Origin of the sequence: Acidihalobacter yilgarnensis, assembly GCF_001753245.1 — a bacterium.
Classification (GTDB): Bacteria; Pseudomonadota; Gammaproteobacteria; order DSM-5130; family Acidihalobacteraceae; genus Acidihalobacter; species Acidihalobacter yilgarnensis.
On sequence record NZ_CP017415.1, the window covers coordinates 3,503,067 to 3,518,756 of the forward strand.

Genomic DNA, 15,690 nt, shown 5'->3' on the forward strand with positions numbered 1-15,690 from the left:
ATATCCGCTCGCGGAACAATTCTGGATATTAAGTGTCTAGATAATCGTCCTCGCACAGGAGCTATGCATGCGTATCAGTCAAGGCGTCGAATGGGGATTGCACTGCTGTCTCACGCTGGCCTGGGCGGATAACCCGGAGCCTCTGCCTACCGCCAAACTCGCCGCGCGATTCGATCTACCATCGGCGTATCTAAATAAACGCCTCCAGGCGCTCATGCGCGCAGGCATTCTCACCTCGACATCCGGCAGCCGGGGTGGTTTTCGACTCGCTCGTTCACCCGTCGACATTACCCTATGGGATGTCGTAGCCGCCATCGAAGGCGAGGAGACAGCCTTTCGCTGTACCGAAATCCGTCAGCGCGCCGGCGCCAGCCCGGACGAGTGCCGACACCCCTGCAGCGTTGCGCTCGCCATGTACACCGCCGAAGCCGCTTGGCGTGAGGCCTTGTCGAAGCAAACTCTCGCCGACCTGATGAATGCCTCCCCAGAGGCTGCGCCGACACGCGCCCGGCGCTGGTTCGAACTCAACCGCCGCTAAATCCGTATCCGTGCACGATGCAAGACCGAGGACACAATCGGGATGTTTAATGTCCAGATAAAACCGTCCCCACGAACGCCCGCCTCGCGCCCGTGGGTCAAGATCGCGCTGCTCGCACTCGGGACCTTCACGGTAGGCACCGATGCCTTCATCGTAGCCAGCATCCTACCCGGCATGGCCAAAACGCTGGACGTCACGCCCACTGTGGCCGGTCAAGCAGTGACCGTGTTTGCGATCACTTACGCCATCGCCGCCCCCGTCCTCGCCGCGCTCACCGGCGCTTACTCACGACGTAGAGTGCTCATCGCGGCCCTGCTAACACTGGCCACGGCAAACCTCGCGGCCGCTACCGCGCATGACCTCGGCACCTTGCTCGCCAGCCGTGCCCTCGCTGCGCTCGGCGCGGCGGTTTACACCCCCACCGCGGGCGCATTGGCCGCCAGCCTGTATGCGCCACGCTATCGCGGCCGCGCACTATCGGTGGTCATCGGAGGGCTGACCTTGGCCACCGCACTCGGCGTACCGTTGGGTGGATTACTCGCCCACTGGCTGAATTGGCGCGCCGCGCTGGCCGTCATCAGCCTGCTCGCACTGTTGGTGGCCGCAACCCACCTACATACTTTGGCCGGGCAGCCCAACAACACCGCTCCGGCGAAGCTCGGCGAACGGCTAACCGCATTGCGCACGCCCGGCGTGACATCGACGCTCGTCTTGACCGTGACTGGCATGGCGGCGAGCTATACCCTCTATCCCTACAGCCTGCCGTTGTTGCATGACCTGGGCATACCTGCGTATCTAGCCAATCCCATGCTGTTTCTATACGGTGCCGGGGCGCTCGTCGGCAATCTCTTCTGCGGTCACGCCACCGACCGCTGGGGGCCGGCACGCGTACTGGCTGCGGCTTATCTCGCCATGTGCATGGCTTTCGGATTGATGATCGCCTGCCTATGGATGCAGACCGCCCAGCTGACCCTTACCGCAATTGCGGTCACGCTCTGGGGCGCATCCACCTGGTCGCAAACACCCCCGCAGCAACACCGACTCATCGCGCTGAGCCCCGATACCGGGCACCTGCTGATCGCACTGAACGCCTCCGCCATTTATCTCGGCATCGGCATCGGCGCCGTACTCGGCGGCCTCGCCATCCACGCAGGCGCACCTGCGGTTCTGCTAACCGGACTGAGCCTAGCCCTGTATGCCTGGTTACAAACACACCGGTAAAACCGCGCTGCCCGTTAGGGCTTTACGGCACGCGTCCACGTGCGCCGCGCGAATCTGCGGCAGCACGACAACCGATAGGCCTTTCCCGAAGAGGCGACCGCGATCCGCCTTAGAAACCGATATTTTCAACCCACCCTAAATCAGCCCTTGCGGCAGCATTCATAAATCTAATGAAACGACACGCCGGCGCATGGCGTGCTTACAAGTGGCAGCGACGGCTTTATACCTTCCGAGGGAACTCATCGTTTTCCCATTTATATAGATTTCTCCTATTGAGGGGGCTGTTATGAAACCGTTCTCGTCCTACGCAAAACTCGGTCTTGCCATCATCGTCATCGGTGCTACAAATCAGGCATTCGGTGCGACCCATACACCCAGCCGCGTACTCACGGCCGAGTACGCATTACCCGGACATCAGCATATCGCCATCAGCATCGACCCCGCTGGCGTTACGCAGGAAAGCTTCGTCTACGGCAAAGCGGGGATCAAGGGGCAGAAGAGCGTCACCTACTGGATCAAGGGTACCAAGGTCATCAGCTGCTTCACCCAACCCGGCGAAACACAGGCTCAAGCCCATCTGGTCACAACACCCCGCAAGCGCATCGTTGGCCCGGAGATCGGCGCGATTCGGATCGCACCGACGACGCGGCAAGTCAACGTACTGGGACACATCGGTCGCGAATATCAGATCAGCGCCAGGATCGATGGCCGGGCGCACAGCTGGACGGTCATTCTCGCCAAGGGTAAAAACATGGCCAGTCTGAATCGGGCATTAAATCAGGCTTTGGCAGCGGTTGGTGACATACAACCCTCGCATGAAGTTGCCGCCACCATGCGTGCGATCTCACTTGACCCGAGTCTGCACGGCTACGCACCGCTCGTCGTTGGGGATTCGATCAAGCTCACCGCCATGCATACCGAATCCGCCTCCCAAATAATGCTGCCGTCCATCCCGGTCTACGAAGAATCGCATAAGCATGTATGACCGGTATGTTTCACGGACGCGAGACAGCTAACGCAACCGGCGCATATATCCCAAAATCCTCATCGACCGGTGTCCGTAGCGCGCGCTACGGACACCGGTATCATCGGTTCACCACGGATAGAGACGCTGTCCGGTGTCCTCCCGGCGAAAACACGCGGCATACAGACACACACTTCTGCGAAAACCCACGAACCTTTGGCGTGACAACATAACCGAGCCGCAGGTGCGCAAATCGCAATCTTCAGGTTACAGTCTCCATATACGACAACCGAAAATGCACCACGGGTGGATTATGAGATTCAAGGGAATTCATCATGTCGAATTTTCAGTGCTCGAATACGAGAAATCGATCGCCTTCTTCGACAAAATGTTCGGCTGGCTGGGATACAAGAGTTTCTGGACACTCGACATCGAATATCGATCAACCTACTACATGGCCCGCTTCCCTTTCTTCCATAGTTATATCGGCATACAAGCGGCCAAAGCCGGCAGCAAATTGAATCCAGATGGTCATTCCACCGGAATACACCATATCGCGCTGTGGGCCAAAAACAGAAAGGAAGTGGATGCCTTCCACGAAAAATTTCTGCTCAAAAACAATATCGATGTCAGCGATCCCCCGCTGAATATCCTGCTTATACGCCAGGTTATTATGCGGTGTTTTTTAACGATCCATTTACGGGCATCCATTTCGAATTGAGCCACACCCCAATGCTGCCATCCATCCAAGCTTATCTAAGCTGGATCAGCAGCCTGAAAAAAATATGGAAAAAACACCCAGAATGGAAATCGCCACCCTGGAAGGAAGCTATGCGCGAACTTCCTTCAAGACGCGAACAGGAATAACGGGGTGATTGCCGCGCATCACTTCGCTCCAGACACCCTGGCATAAACCCGATAACACTTGTGGCTCTGCCCATATCTCACATCGAGCCGAGCAGCATACTGACGCGCACCGGGCTCTGGCAGTCGTTGGCAAAACCGGGGGTTCAATTCAACGAGGTCACAACGGCAGGTATTCGCGGCGAATCATGGCCCGATCGAACCTGGAAAATCACCGGCGCTTCAAACCGAAATCCGGGATATGCCGGCGACAACGCGCACCATCGAGCGCATAACCTGACCCGCTCCCGCATGATGCCGGGAATAAACGCCCGCCGCGTTCGCTTCCGCCTCCCCCGAAGAGGCGTACTTCGGTTATCCTCCGATTTCTCCACCCGACGATCCCAATGCCCCACCCATGAGGGCATGGGCCGTGCTTTCCCGAGGAAACCCGCATGCCCGATATCGGCACCCCGCGCAACGGTCTGTTGTTCGGCCTCACGGCCTATACGCTGTGGGGTGTCTTCCCACTGTACTTCATGCTGCTCGCCTTCGCCTCGCCGGTCGAGATCGTGGCCGACCGCATCCTTTGGTCACTGGCTCTGTGTAGCCTGATTCTGGCCGTGACCGGGCGCCTCGGGGATCTGATGCAAATGCTACGCGAGCCGCGCCAACTGGGTTATCTGGCCATCGCGGCGGTTCTGATCAGCGCCAATTGGCTGGGCTATGTCTATGCCGCCAACAACGGGCAGGTACTGCAAGCCTCGTTGGGCTATTTCATCAATCCACTGATTACCGTCCTGTTGGCTGTGTTCATCTTGCGCGAGCGCCTGCGCGCGCTGCAGTGGGCGGCCATCGCGCTCGCCCTGGTAGCCGTGAGTTGTATCGGCGTTGCCTACGGACACCCGCCGTGGCTCGCGCTGCTGCTCGCCTTCAGCTTCGGACTCTACGGGTTGACCAAGAAATTCGCCGGCAGAAGGACGGGGGCGGTGCAGAGCCTCACCATCGAGACGCTCTTGCTCAGCCCGATCGCCGTGCTCGTCCTGCTCTGGTTGGGGCACAAAGGTGAGACGCATTTCACCAGCCACGGTCTCTCATCGATGCTACTACTCGCCTCGACGGGCCTGGTCACCACCATACCGCTGACCAGCTTCGCCGCGGCGGCGCGGCGGCTGCCCTTGAGCACGCTGGGTATGCTGCAGTACATCGCGCCGATCCTGCAGTTCGTCGTCGCGGTGGCGATCGTCCACGAGCCGATGACGCCGCTGCGCTGGGTTGGCTTCATACTCATCTGGGTGGCGCTTGCCATCTTCAGCGCCGATGCGATCGCCGCCTCGCAGCGTGGCCGTCGGGCGGCTAGGCTGCAAAACGAACGTGAGGCCCTCGCGGTACTCAATCAAGAAGTGCGCTGAGCGGGCGCGTACTCGAGCAATGCCTTGACATGCGCCGCGACGCTACGACCCAGCGCCGGCAGGGCGTAACCCCCCTCCAGCGCCGATACCAACCGGCCGCCGCAGTGGCGTTCAGCTAGGTCGATCAGACGCCGCGTGATCCAGTCGTAGTCGTCCTCGACCAAGGTCAGATGGGCCAACGGGTCCTCGCGGTGCCCATCGAAACCGGCGGAAACCATCAGCAATTCGGGCTTGAAGGCCTCCAAAGCCGGCAATATTCGTGCTTCGAAGGCACGACGGTAGGACGCTCCGTCGGTTCCGGCCGGCAAAGGCACATTGACGATATGCGCACTCTGCGTATCCGCGCCGGAATCCGGATACAGCGGATGCTCGAACGTGGAGCACAGCAGCACGCGCGGTTCGTCGCGGAAGACCGCCTCGGTGCCGTTGCCGTGATGCACGTCGAAGTCGACGATGGCCACGCGGGCGAGGCCATGGACCGCCAGTGCGTGGGCCGTACCGACTGCAATGTTGTTGTACAGGCAAAAACCCATCGCGCGCGCGGGCTCGGCGTGGTGTCCCGGCGGACGCACGGCGCAAAAGGCGCGCCGAACGTCGCCGTGGATCACCCGATCCACAGCCATCACCACCGCGCCAGCCGCATGCCGGGCGGCCTCGAGGCTGCCCGGTGACAACGCGGTATCGGGATCGAGTGCTGCGTGACCTGCCTCTGGGCGCGCGGCCTCCAGGGCATCGAGATAGCGCCCCGTATGCACGCGCAGCAACTGCTCACGGGTGGCCGCAGGCGCCTCCAGATGATGCAGCAACCCATCCAGCCCAGACGCGATGAGCTGATCGCCGATGGCACCCAGACGAGCCGGGGATTCGGGATGTCCATGACCCGGATCATGTCCGCGACAGGTCGGGTGAGAGATCAGTAATACGGACATGTCATGACCCTGACGATAGGCATCCGTTAAGCTTAACATCCGTCCGCCGACACCCGAGAGCCGCCATGCCAACGCATACCCTGGAGGCGCTGTTCGCCGCCGAGCGCATCGCAATCATCGGTGCCAGCCCGCGTGCCGACGCCGTCGGCGGTCGCCTGCTGCGCAATCTGGTTGAAGCCGGTTACCAAGGCCGCATTCACCCGGTGAACCCCAAATACGCACGCATCGGTCGGCGTCGTTGCTATCCCGATGTGGCCGCCATCGAAGAACACGTGGACCTGGCGGTAATCGCAACGCCGGCGGCTTCCGTGCCGGCCATCCTGCGCCAGTGCGGCGAACACGGGGTCGGGGCTGCCATCGTCGTCTCCGCTGGATTCGCCGAAAGCGGCCCCGAGGGACGACAGCTTCAACTTGACCTGATCGAGGCGGCACGGCCCTCGGGTCTGCGCGTACTCGGCCCGAACTGCCTCGGGCTGATCCGGCCTCATCTCCATCTCAATGCCACCTTCAGCAACAATCAGGCCCTGCCTGGGGACGTCGCGCTGGTCTCGCAATCCGGCGCCTTGTGTACCGCCATCCTCGATTGGGCCGAGCCCAATCAGGTCGGCTTTTCGGCCGTGGTCTCGATGGGTGACGCCGCTGATGTGGACTTCGGCGATATCCTCGATTACCTCGCACTCGACGTGCACACGCGCAGTATTTTGCTCTATGTAGAGGGCGTGCAGGATGCGCGGCGCTTCATCAGTGGCTTGCGGGCCGCCGCGCGCATGAAGCCTGTGATCGTGATCAAGGCCGGGCGTCATGCCGCCGGATCGCGTGCCGCAAGCTCGCATACCGGCGCCCTGGTGGGCGCCGACGATGTATTCAATGCCGCCCTGGAACGCGCTGGCGTGGTGCGTGCCTACAGCATCGAGCAACTCTTTTCCGCTGCACAGATCCTCTCCAGCGGCCACCGTTTGCATGGCAACCGCCTGCTCATCCTTGGCAACGCCGGCGGCCCTGGCGTGCTCGCCACCGACCGCGCCAGCGAGCTGGACCTCGCACTGGCGCAGCTCGCACCGGAGACCATCGAGGCCCTCGATGCGGTACTGCCGGCGCAGTGGCCGCGCGCGAATCCCGTCGATATCCTCGGCGATGCCGAGCCCGCACGCTATGCCAAAGCCCTCGACATCTGCCTGGCTGATCCAGGCGTCGATGCCGCGCTGGTGATACTCACCCCGCAGGGCATGACCGACCCGCTGGGCTGTGCCGAGGCGGTGATCGGCGTGGCACGTCGCGGCAAGCCCGTAACCGCCTGCTGGATGGGACAAAAACAGGTAGCCCCTGCGTGGTCGCGCTTCGCGGAGGCGCATCTCCCCTATTTCCATACCCCCGAGGCGGCCATCGAGGCGCTGGATTATCTCGCCAAATATCAGCGCAACCAGCACCTGCTGCTACAGGTCCCCGGCTCGCTGTCGCAGCATGCCGAGCCCGACATCGAGGGCGCACGCATGATCATCGAGGGGGTGCTGAACGAAGGACGCGACACGCTGAGCACCCAAGAATCCAAGGCCCTGCTGACCGCCTTCCGTATCCCCGTCATGCCGGCAATGCTGGCGCGCAACGCCAACGAGGCCCTGGTTGCGGCAGAAACCCTGGGCTTTCCGGTGGCGATGAAGATCGCCTCGCATACGCTCTCTCACAAATCCGACGCAGGGGGCGTGCATCTCGACATCCGTACGCCCGCAGCCGTGCGCGCGGCTTACCGTGAACTCCTCGACGACGTCCGCAGGGCACGCCCGGATGCCGACATCGACGGGGTTACCCTAGAGCGCATGGCCGATACCCGCAACGGCCGCGAACTCATCATCGGCGTGGTAAGAGACCCGGTATTCGGCCCGGCGATCAGCTTCGGTGCTGGCGGTACCCAGGTTGAGATTCTCAAGGATCGCGCCGTCGCCCTACCACCACTCAATACGCTGCTGATCGACTCCCTGATAGAGCGCACCCGCGTCGCCTGCCTGCTACACGATTTTCGGCAGATGCCCGCGATCGACCACGCCGCACTCGTACGGGTACTCCATCGCATTTCCGAGCTGGTTTGCGAGCTGCCGGAAATTCTGGAGATGGATATCAACCCGCTGATCGCCAGCGATCGTGGCGTGATCGCGGTAGATGCACGCTTCGTGATCGCGCCCTCACCGGGAGACGCTGACCCCTATGCGCACATGGCGATCCATCCCTATCCAGTACATCTTGCGCAGCGCTGGCAACTGCCCGACGGCACCGATCTTCGCATCCGACCGATCCGTCCTGAGGATGCTCAAGTCGAGCAAAGCTTCGTGCTGGGGCTATCCGAGGAAAGCAAGTACTTCCGCTTCCGCCAGACACTCAACGCATTGACGCCAGAGATGCTGGTGCGTTTCACCCAGATCGATTACGACCGTGAGATGGCCTTCATCGCGGTGACCGGACCAGAGGATGCAGAAATCGAAATCGGCGTGTCACGCTACATTGCGAATCCAGACCGGGAAAGCTGCGAATTCGCACTGGTGGTGGCCGACGACTGGCAACGCAAGGGTATTGGCACACGCTTGATGGAGGCACTGATGCGCACCGCACACGATCGCGGATTACGGCACATGGAGGGCGAAGTGGTGATGCGCAATCAGGCCATGCTCGCCCTGGTCACACGCCTGGGTTTCGACCGACGCCCTCACCCCGATGACCCCGAGGTACGCATCGTCTCGCGAACGCTCTAGTAATAAATATCGCCCAGAAAAAAACGGGGAGGTGGGTAGCGTCCACCTCCCCGCGACCATCGATATCAGGCGCCGACCGCCTCCGCCACGGGCACGGTCTTGCCTGCACGCATCACGCGATACAGCAGACCGGCTGCGATCGCACCGACTGGCGTGGCCACCAGATAGACCCAGATGTGCGTGTACACACCCGAGGCCACGGCCGGACCGATCGTCCTCGCCGGGTTAAGGCTGGCACCGGTCAATCCACCGAAGAACATCACTGAAATCGAGATGGTCAACCCGATGGCCAGCGGCGCCATGACACCGGCACGGTCACTCATCGCCGTATGCAACACCGTGGACATCAGGAAGAACGTCCCGATCATCTCCAGCACAAAGCCACCCGTGAGCGTGGTCAGCTTGGTATTGATCAACGTCGCGCCCAGGTCGCCGTATGGCCCCACGTGCGTGCCACTATGATCGTGTGCGAAGATAAAGCCCAGTATCAGGCCCGCAACGATGCCGCCCGCGATCTGCGCCGCGATGTAGGGTAGGATCCGCGCCGGCGGCAACTTGCCCGCCACCGCCGCACCCAGGGTGATTGCCGGATTCACCAAGCCTCCGCTGATGTCGCCGAACACGAAGATGGCAATCGCCACCGCCAAGCCGTTAGCCAGCGCTGCATCCAGCAGCCCGGCATGTCCCGTGGTCACCATGGCGGCGGCGCCGCCCCCAAAAAAGATCAGTCCGAACGTGCCGATAAACTCGGCGATCAGAGCCTTACTCATGTTTTGCATTGCAGCATTCTCCTTTGGACGGAATTACCCCCAATTCGCCGATGCATCAAATCCTTTTATGACATATAGATAAACAATTTTCTGGACGCTGTTTAATTATCAGCGCCAAGCATAGGACTGCATTTCACCAGGGCGGTTCAGGACTTTTAGCATTACGCTTTGGTAAGAATTTAACTATGGCGGTGCAAGGCGATGCCTATCGCACCCTTGAAAAACCGAGCAATACACTCAACTATTAACCCCTGAGTCCCATCATTCAGGGAGATATCGATGAGTCTATTCCGACAGCTGTATGACGAAGACAGCTCAACCTTGAGCTACCTGATCGCCGACGCGGATACGCAGGACGCCGTGATGATCGACCCCGTGCTGGGGCAGCATCAACGCGATCTGAAACTGATCGAGACGCTCGGCCTGAAGCTGCGCTATATCGTCGAAACCCACGTACACGCCGACCACGTGACCGGTGCCGGCCGTCTGCGCGAGGCCACGGGGGCGCGTGTCGCAGTCGGTGCAGCCGCGGACGTGAGCTGTGCAGACATCCAAATCGCAGATGGGGCACGCCTGGCTTTCGGCAAGGAACACCTCTCCGCGATGGCCACGCCCGGACACACGCGCGGCTGCACCAGTTATCGCTGGCATGATCGCGTGTTTACCGGCGACACCCTGCTCATCGGCGGCTGTGGACGTACGGATTTCCAACAAGGCAATGCCGGCCAACTCTACGACAGTCTGCAACGATTGTTGGCGCTGTCGGACGAGACCTTGGTTTACCCAGGACACGACTACGCAGGGCGTCGTGTGTCATGCATCGGTGAGGAGCGCACGCTCAATTCGAGAATCGCCGGGCAAGACCGTGAGGCGTTCGTCGCACTGATGGAAGGCTTGTCGTTACCCTACCCACGCCATATCGACGAGGCATTGCCGGCCAACCAAGCTTGCGGCAGGCTCGCCTGAGCGGGTGGTTATGCGCAGACCCGCAGGGGCAAACCGCGCGGGGCTGGTACGCGCGGTCTAAATATCCACTTGGATACCCAGCTCCACCGAGCGCCCAGCAGGTAGACGGTAGTACTCCACCGCGCCTTGCGCGTTGCGTGCCATGAAGGCGAACAAACGCCTACGCCAGCGCGAAACGATGGGATTGCGACCGGCAACTGCGATGTGCAGTCGATCCGCATAATAGGTCGTGGCCTCCGCCTCCAACCCCGGAATCGCGCCCAGGTCTTGGCACAACTTGGTCGCCACGCTCAGGTTCGGCGTCTGCATGAAGCCATAGTTCACGAATACCCGGTAGAAATCGGCACCCAAGGCGGTAATTTCCAAGCGATCCGAAGCGGACACGCGCGGCACGTCTCGAGTGACCGCGGTCATCAGTAATACGCGTTCATGCAGTACCTGATTGAGCTTGAGGTGGTGCAGCAAGCCTTGCGGCACGGTGTCTCCAGGCCCACAAAGGAATACGGCCGTACCACGCACGCGAGCGGGAGGCTCGAAGGAAAGGCTCTGCAGAAACGTCGCCACCGGCATACCGCGCTCCTGGGCCGTAGCTCGGCGCAGCTGCATCCCGCGACGCCAGGTCGTCATCAGCATGACCACGGCACCAGCTACCAGCAGAGGCAGCCAGCCGCCGTCCGGCACCTTGAGCAAATTGGAGCTGAGGAACACCAGATCGGGGATCAGAAACAGACCGGCCACCAGGCCGGCGCGTAGTAGCGACCAGTGCCAGCGGCTACGCATGACCCAGAAGGCCAATATTGTGGTGATCGCCATGGTGGCGCTCACCGCCACGCCGTACGCCCCCGCCAACCGGGCGGTCGAACCGAAGCCGATGACCACCGCGATGGTCGCGATCATCAACACCACGTTCACGCCGGGCATATAGATCTGCCCCATTTCCTCGGCCGAGGTCTGCACGATCCCCAAACGGGGACTCAAACCCATCTGTATCGACTGACGTGCCAGCGAATAGGCCCCGGAGATGACCGCCTGCGATGCGATGACGGTGGCCACCGTCGCCAGTGCGACCATCGGGTACACCCCCCAGGTCGGCACCAGGCTATAGAACGGATGCGCCGCCTTCGCCGGATCGATGAGTAGAATCGCCCCCTGACCGAAGTAATTGAGCAGCAGGGCCGGTAGCACCAGGCTAAACCAGGCCCAGCGTATCGGCGCCGGCCCAAAGTGACCCATGTCGGCATACAGCGTCTCACCGCCGGTGACCACCAGGAACACGCTACCGAGCACCAGAAAAGCCGTGCCGGGTGCATCCATAATGAAGCGCGCGGCGGCCAGCGGGTTGGCGCTGGCGAGTACCGCGGGTGCCTCGAGGATGCCGTGCAGCCCCAGCAAAGCCAGGATCGAAAACCACAGCAGCATGATGGGACCGAGCCAGCGGCCGAGGCGGGCCGTGCCCTTGCGCTGGGTGGCAAACAGGAACAGCAGGGTGAGCACGGTAATGGGAATCACCCAGGGTCGCAACGCGGGTGCCGCCACGCGTAACCCATCTACCGCACTGAGTACGGAAATCGCCGGCGTGATCATGCCGTCACCGTAGAGCAGTGCGGCGCCGAAGGTGCCCAGCAAGATCAGTAGTATCGCGCCGCGACCATTGCTGCGCCAAGGATCGAGCAGCGCAAGCAAGGCGAGTATCCCGCCCTCGCCCCGGTTGTCGGCCTGCATCATAAAGGCGACGTATTTGATCGAGATCACCACGATCAAGGCCCAGAAGATCAGCGACAGGATGCCGAGCACATGCGCAGGTGTTACCGCGAGGTGTCCGCCGCTGTAGAAGCAGGCATGCAGGGCATATAGGGGGCTGGTGCCGATATCACCGTAGACGATGCCCAGAGCCATTAGACTCAGGGAGGCGGTGCGGCGTCGCTCGACAGATTTTGCGGGGGGGCCGGCTGGGTATCGGGATGGCTGACCGATGTCGCGTTCATCGCCGCTCAGATCGCGTGCAAGCTGCGCCCGAACCTTTTTCGTTACCGTCGTTTTCCATTGCAAGTCCCTCCGGCATACGCAACGCGTCGCCAACCGCCACATGCGGATAGCACTACGACGCGGGCGCACGGGAATAGTTCCACCTTAATCGCTTTAACTTCTTAAGCCTTGGGCCGCACCGCTCGCTCAACCGTAATCGAGGGCGCCCTCGCCCCCGCCCGGATCCTCGAGGCTCAATACCTCGGCGTCATCGTCGTAGGCGAAGATTTCGGCGTAGCGCCCCCAATTGATGACCACGTCGAGCACGCGTTGCGATTCGTCGTCACTCAGGCTGTCCTCCAGCTCGGCCAGAAACCGCTCTGCGGGTGCGCGGTGGTTGGGGCGCTCATCGAGCACGCTGCGGATGTGCGCGGCCAACGGAATATGTTTGAGCAGCTGACGTGCGAATACCGCCTTGCGTTCCTGGGTATCGCCGTTGACGTAGCGCCGGCCGATGGTGGTCAACGCGATCTGTCCCTGCACGACCATGGCCAGATCCAGAATCTCCAGCGACTCGACCAATGGAAACAGGTCGTCGACCGAGAGCTGCATGTCGTCCGCAAGATCGGGGAGGCTGATGAAGCGCTGCCCCGACGTCTCGCTCTCCGCGTCGATGGCCTCGATCAGGCCGGCCAAGCGATTGATCGCCGCCGTGGGCAATCGATAACTCACGCCCTCGGCGCGGCGCGGCGCCTCCGGCCCACGCCGGGTCATAATCGCGTATATCTCCTCAACCAGGCGACGGAATTCCGGGGCCTGGCGGTTGCGCGGCTGCGGTAGGCGCACCGGAATTTCGGCCGCCACCCGCCCTGGATTGGAGGCGAAGATGATGATGCGATCGGCCATCAGCACGGCCTCCTCGATATTGTGCGAGACCAGCAAAATACCGCGCAGCGGGATCTGGCGTGCCTCCCACAAGTCCAGCAGATCGGTGCGCAGATTCTCGGCGGTCAGCACGTCCAGCGCGGAAAAGGCCTCGTCCATCAACAACACGTCGGGATCGACCACCAACGCGCGCGCAAAGCCGACTCGTTGACGCATGCCGCCGGAAAGCTCGCGCGGGTAAGCCGACTCGAAGCCATCGAGACCGATCAGGTCAATGGCCGCCAAGGCGCGGCGCAGGCGCTCGGCACGCGGCACGCCACGCGCCTCCAGCCCCAACTCCACGTTCTCCAGCACGGTCAACCAGGGAAACAGCGCGAAACTCTGAAACACCATGGACAGCCCAGGCACCGGGCCGGTTACCGGGCGGTCGCGGTAGATCACCTCGCCACCGGTAGGCGGCACCAATCCCGACATGATCCGTAACAGGGTCGACTTACCCGAACCCGAGCGCCCGAGCAACACCAAGATTTCGCCCTCATGCAGGCATAGATCGACACCGTCGAGAATCTTCAAATCCTCGCCGTCCGGGCTCTTGAAGGCCTTCTGCACACCATTCAGGCGCAGGATTTCCGTGGCAGTCATAGCGTGTACCCTCCTTAGTCGAGCCGCCAGCGCGTCTCGGCGAACTGATAGAGACGATGCCAGACGAAGCGATTGATGGTGATGACGAACAGCGCCATGACACCGGTGCCGAGCACGACGTGACGCACGTCACCGCGTGCGGTGGCCTGAGCGATGTAGGCACCGAGCCCGGTGGCAACCAGCGTATGGTTACCCCAGCTCACGACCTCGGCGACGATGCTCGCGTTCCAGGCGCCACCCGAAGCTGTGATCGCTCCGGTGACGTAGGATTGGAACACACCGGGGAACAAGAGCCTGCGGAAACGCAGCCACCCGCTCAATCCCAGGTTGCGCGAGGCTTCCTTCAGATCCGAGGGCAGGGCCGCCGCGCCACCGACGACGTTGAACAGGATGTACCACTGGCTACCGAGGATCATCAGCGGACTGACCCAGATGTTCACGTTGAGGTGGAACCCGACGATCCCCACCACGACCAGCGGGAACAGCAAATTCGCGGGGAAGGCGGCCAGGAACTGGGCCAATGGCTGAATCCGCTGCGCCAGGCGCGGGCGTAAACCGATCCAGATACCGATCGGCACCCAGACAACGCTGGCCAGCACCACCAACGCGAACACACGCAGCGCGGTAGCACCACCGAGCATGAAGACATGCGCAACCTCGCCCCAACCATAATCGCGCGGGATGATGCGCCACATTTCGATCAGCGTGGCGACCACGGCCAGCGCCAGCACCAGATTGAAGGCCAAGTCAGGCCAACGCCGGACGCGTTGGTCTGCGGGCTCTGGGAATGTTTTCGGTCGACTACCCAGACGCAAACTGGCCTGCCAGAACACGCCTGGCACCACCGCCAACAAGCGCATGATCCGTGTCCGCTTGATGAAATCGAGCACCGCCGATTCCGGTGCCGTGGACGAGGCGCTGCTCTCGAACTTGAACTTGTCGGCCCAGGCCACCACCGGGCGGAATAACAGCCAGTCGTAGAGCAGGATCACCAACAACATGGTCAGGATGGCCCAGCCGATCGCACCCAGATTACGCTGCTGGATGGCCAGCGCGATATACGAGCCAACGCCGGGCACCATGATCTGATGCCCGCCGACCGTGATCGCCTCGGCCGCGACCACGAAGAACCAGCCACCAGACACCGACATCATGGTATTCCACACCAATCCGGGCATGGCATAGGGTAATTCCAGGCGCCAGAAGCGCAACCAGGGCGAAAGTTGATAGGTCGCCGAGGCCTCGCGCAAATCACGCGGCACCGTCTTGAGCGAGTGATACAGGCTGAAGGCCATGTTCCAGGCCTGCGAAGTAAACACCGCAAAGATCACCGCCATCTGCACACCCCACAGGCTGCCGGGGAACAAGGCGACGAAACCAGCCACGGTAATCGACAGATAGCCGAGGATCGGCACCGATTGCAGCACATCGAGCGCCGGCACCAGGATGCGCTCGGCATAGCGGTTTTTCGCTGCCAGGGTGGCGTAGACGAGCGAAAACAGCAGCGACAAACCCAGCGCCGCCGCCATTCGCAGCACCGTATACAGCGCATAACCGGGCAGCGCCAACGGCGACAAGCTGATCGGCAACGGCTGCCCGATGACATACGGCGCACTCATGCGCCCGCCAGCCCAGGCCACCAGATAGATCAGCCCGAAGACCAGTGGCAACGCGATCAGATCGCGGCGATTGGGCAATGGCAGCCGGGCGGGCAACGATGGAAGCTGGGCCACGTGCGCGGATCTCCTGTGGGGCCATACAGCCATGGCGCGGGTGGGATGTCTTGTCCCGCGGCGTTTTGCTTATGTCGGGCG

General features: G+C 61.8%; 12 protein-coding genes. 7 read left to right on the plus strand and 5 right to left on the minus strand.

Annotation, left to right across the window (positions count from 1 at the left end; translation table 11 throughout):
• Positions 1-67 precede the first annotated feature (67 nt).
• The 5 genes from BI364_RS16830 to rarD all read left to right on the plus strand — a co-directional run bounded on the left by BI364_RS16830 (position 68) and on the right by rarD (position 4,978).
• On the plus strand, positions 68-538 hold the full coding sequence (locus tag BI364_RS16830) for an RrF2 family transcriptional regulator (protein ID WP_070079719.1): 471 nt from the start codon (positions 68-70) through the stop codon (positions 536-538).
• Between the two features lie 42 nt (positions 539-580).
• On the plus strand, positions 581-1,759 hold the full coding sequence (locus BI364_RS16835) for an MFS transporter (RefSeq protein ID WP_156782822.1): 1,179 nt from the start codon (positions 581-583) through the stop codon (positions 1,757-1,759).
• A gap of 286 nt (positions 1,760-2,045) precedes the next feature.
• Positions 2,046-2,744, plus strand: coding sequence for a hypothetical protein (locus BI364_RS16840; RefSeq protein WP_070079720.1), 699 nt, complete (start codon positions 2,046-2,048; stop codon positions 2,742-2,744).
• A gap of 328 nt (positions 2,745-3,072) precedes the next feature.
• On the plus strand, positions 3,073-3,444 hold the full coding sequence (locus BI364_RS16845) for a VOC family protein (protein WP_233279546.1): 372 nt from the start codon (positions 3,073-3,075) through the stop codon (positions 3,442-3,444).
• Between the two features lie 577 nt (positions 3,445-4,021).
• A complete protein-coding gene (gene rarD / locus BI364_RS16850) occupies positions 4,022-4,978 on the plus strand; it encodes an EamA family transporter RarD (protein ID WP_070079721.1) in 957 nt (318 codons plus the stop codon).
• On the opposite strand, the gene BI364_RS16855 is transcribed toward rarD, so the two are convergent.
• Positions 4,963-5,907 (minus strand): histone deacetylase family protein, encoded by a 945-nt coding sequence (locus BI364_RS16855; protein ID WP_070079722.1) that lies wholly within the window; start codon positions 5,905-5,907, stop codon positions 4,963-4,965. The genes rarD and BI364_RS16855 overlap by 16 nt on opposite strands.
• A 65-nt stretch (positions 5,908-5,972) precedes the next feature.
• Here BI364_RS16855 and BI364_RS16860 point away from each other — a divergent pair, with 65 nt between their 5' ends.
• Positions 5,973-8,648: a bifunctional acetate--CoA ligase family protein/GNAT family N-acetyltransferase gene (locus BI364_RS16860; RefSeq protein WP_070079723.1), complete on the plus strand. Its 2,676-nt coding sequence runs from the start codon at positions 5,973-5,975 to the stop codon at positions 8,646-8,648.
• Positions 8,649-8,713: 65 nt separating this feature from the next.
• On the opposite strand, the gene BI364_RS16865 is transcribed toward BI364_RS16860, so the two are convergent.
• Complete coding sequence (locus BI364_RS16865; RefSeq protein WP_070079724.1) at positions 8,714-9,427, minus strand: MIP/aquaporin family protein; 714 nt, start codon at positions 9,425-9,427, stop codon at positions 8,714-8,716.
• 270 nt (positions 9,428-9,697) lie between these two features.
• On the opposite strand from BI364_RS16865, the gene BI364_RS16870 reads away from it, so the two are divergent.
• Entirely contained in the window at positions 9,698-10,384 is a 687-nt protein-coding gene (locus BI364_RS16870; protein ID WP_070079725.1) for an MBL fold metallo-hydrolase, read from the plus strand.
• A 57-nt stretch (positions 10,385-10,441) separates the two neighbouring features.
• Here the strand turns inward: BI364_RS16870 and BI364_RS16875 are convergent, their stop codons facing one another.
• The 3 genes from BI364_RS16875 to BI364_RS16885 all read right to left on the minus strand — a co-directional run bounded on the left by BI364_RS16875 (position 10,442) and on the right by BI364_RS16885 (position 15,609).
• Positions 10,442-12,433 carry a potassium transporter Kup gene (locus BI364_RS16875; RefSeq protein WP_233279547.1) on the minus strand — a complete coding sequence of 664 codons (1,992 nt, stop codon included), beginning with the start codon at positions 12,431-12,433 and terminating at the stop codon, positions 10,442-10,444.
• 123 nt (positions 12,434-12,556) lie between these two features.
• The gene (locus BI364_RS16880; protein WP_070079727.1) at positions 12,557-13,876 is read right to left on the minus strand and encodes an ABC transporter ATP-binding protein; all 1,320 of its coding nucleotides are present in this window, start codon (positions 13,874-13,876) and stop codon (positions 12,557-12,559) included.
• A 14-nt stretch (positions 13,877-13,890) separates the two neighbouring features.
• Positions 13,891-15,609 (minus strand): ABC transporter permease, encoded by a 1,719-nt coding sequence (locus BI364_RS16885; RefSeq protein WP_197495769.1) that lies wholly within the window; start codon positions 15,607-15,609, stop codon positions 13,891-13,893.
• Between the last annotated feature and the right edge of the window lie 81 nt (positions 15,610-15,690).

Coding starts and splice junctions, on each gene's coding strand:
- BI364_RS16855 (WP_070079722.1), bottom strand. CDS start 5,907: ATGTCCGTATTACTGATCTCTCACCCGACCTGTCGCGGACATGATCCG.
- rarD (WP_070079721.1), top strand. CDS start 4,022: ATGCCCGATATCGGCACCCCGCGCAACGGTCTGTTGTTCGGCCTCACG.
- BI364_RS16880 (WP_070079727.1), bottom strand. CDS start 13,876: ATGACTGCCACGGAAATCCTGCGCCTGAATGGTGTGCAGAAGGCCTTC.
- BI364_RS16835 (WP_156782822.1), top strand. CDS start 581: ATGTTTAATGTCCAGATAAAACCGTCCCCACGAACGCCCGCCTCGCGC.
- BI364_RS16860 (WP_070079723.1), top strand. CDS start 5,973: ATGCCAACGCATACCCTGGAGGCGCTGTTCGCCGCCGAGCGCATCGCA.
- BI364_RS16830 (WP_070079719.1), top strand. CDS start 68: ATGCGTATCAGTCAAGGCGTCGAATGGGGATTGCACTGCTGTCTCACG.
- BI364_RS16865 (WP_070079724.1), bottom strand. CDS start 9,427: ATGCAAAACATGAGTAAGGCTCTGATCGCCGAGTTTATCGGCACGTTC.
- BI364_RS16870 (WP_070079725.1), top strand. CDS start 9,698: ATGAGTCTATTCCGACAGCTGTATGACGAAGACAGCTCAACCTTGAGC.
- BI364_RS16840 (WP_070079720.1), top strand. CDS start 2,046: ATGAAACCGTTCTCGTCCTACGCAAAACTCGGTCTTGCCATCATCGTC.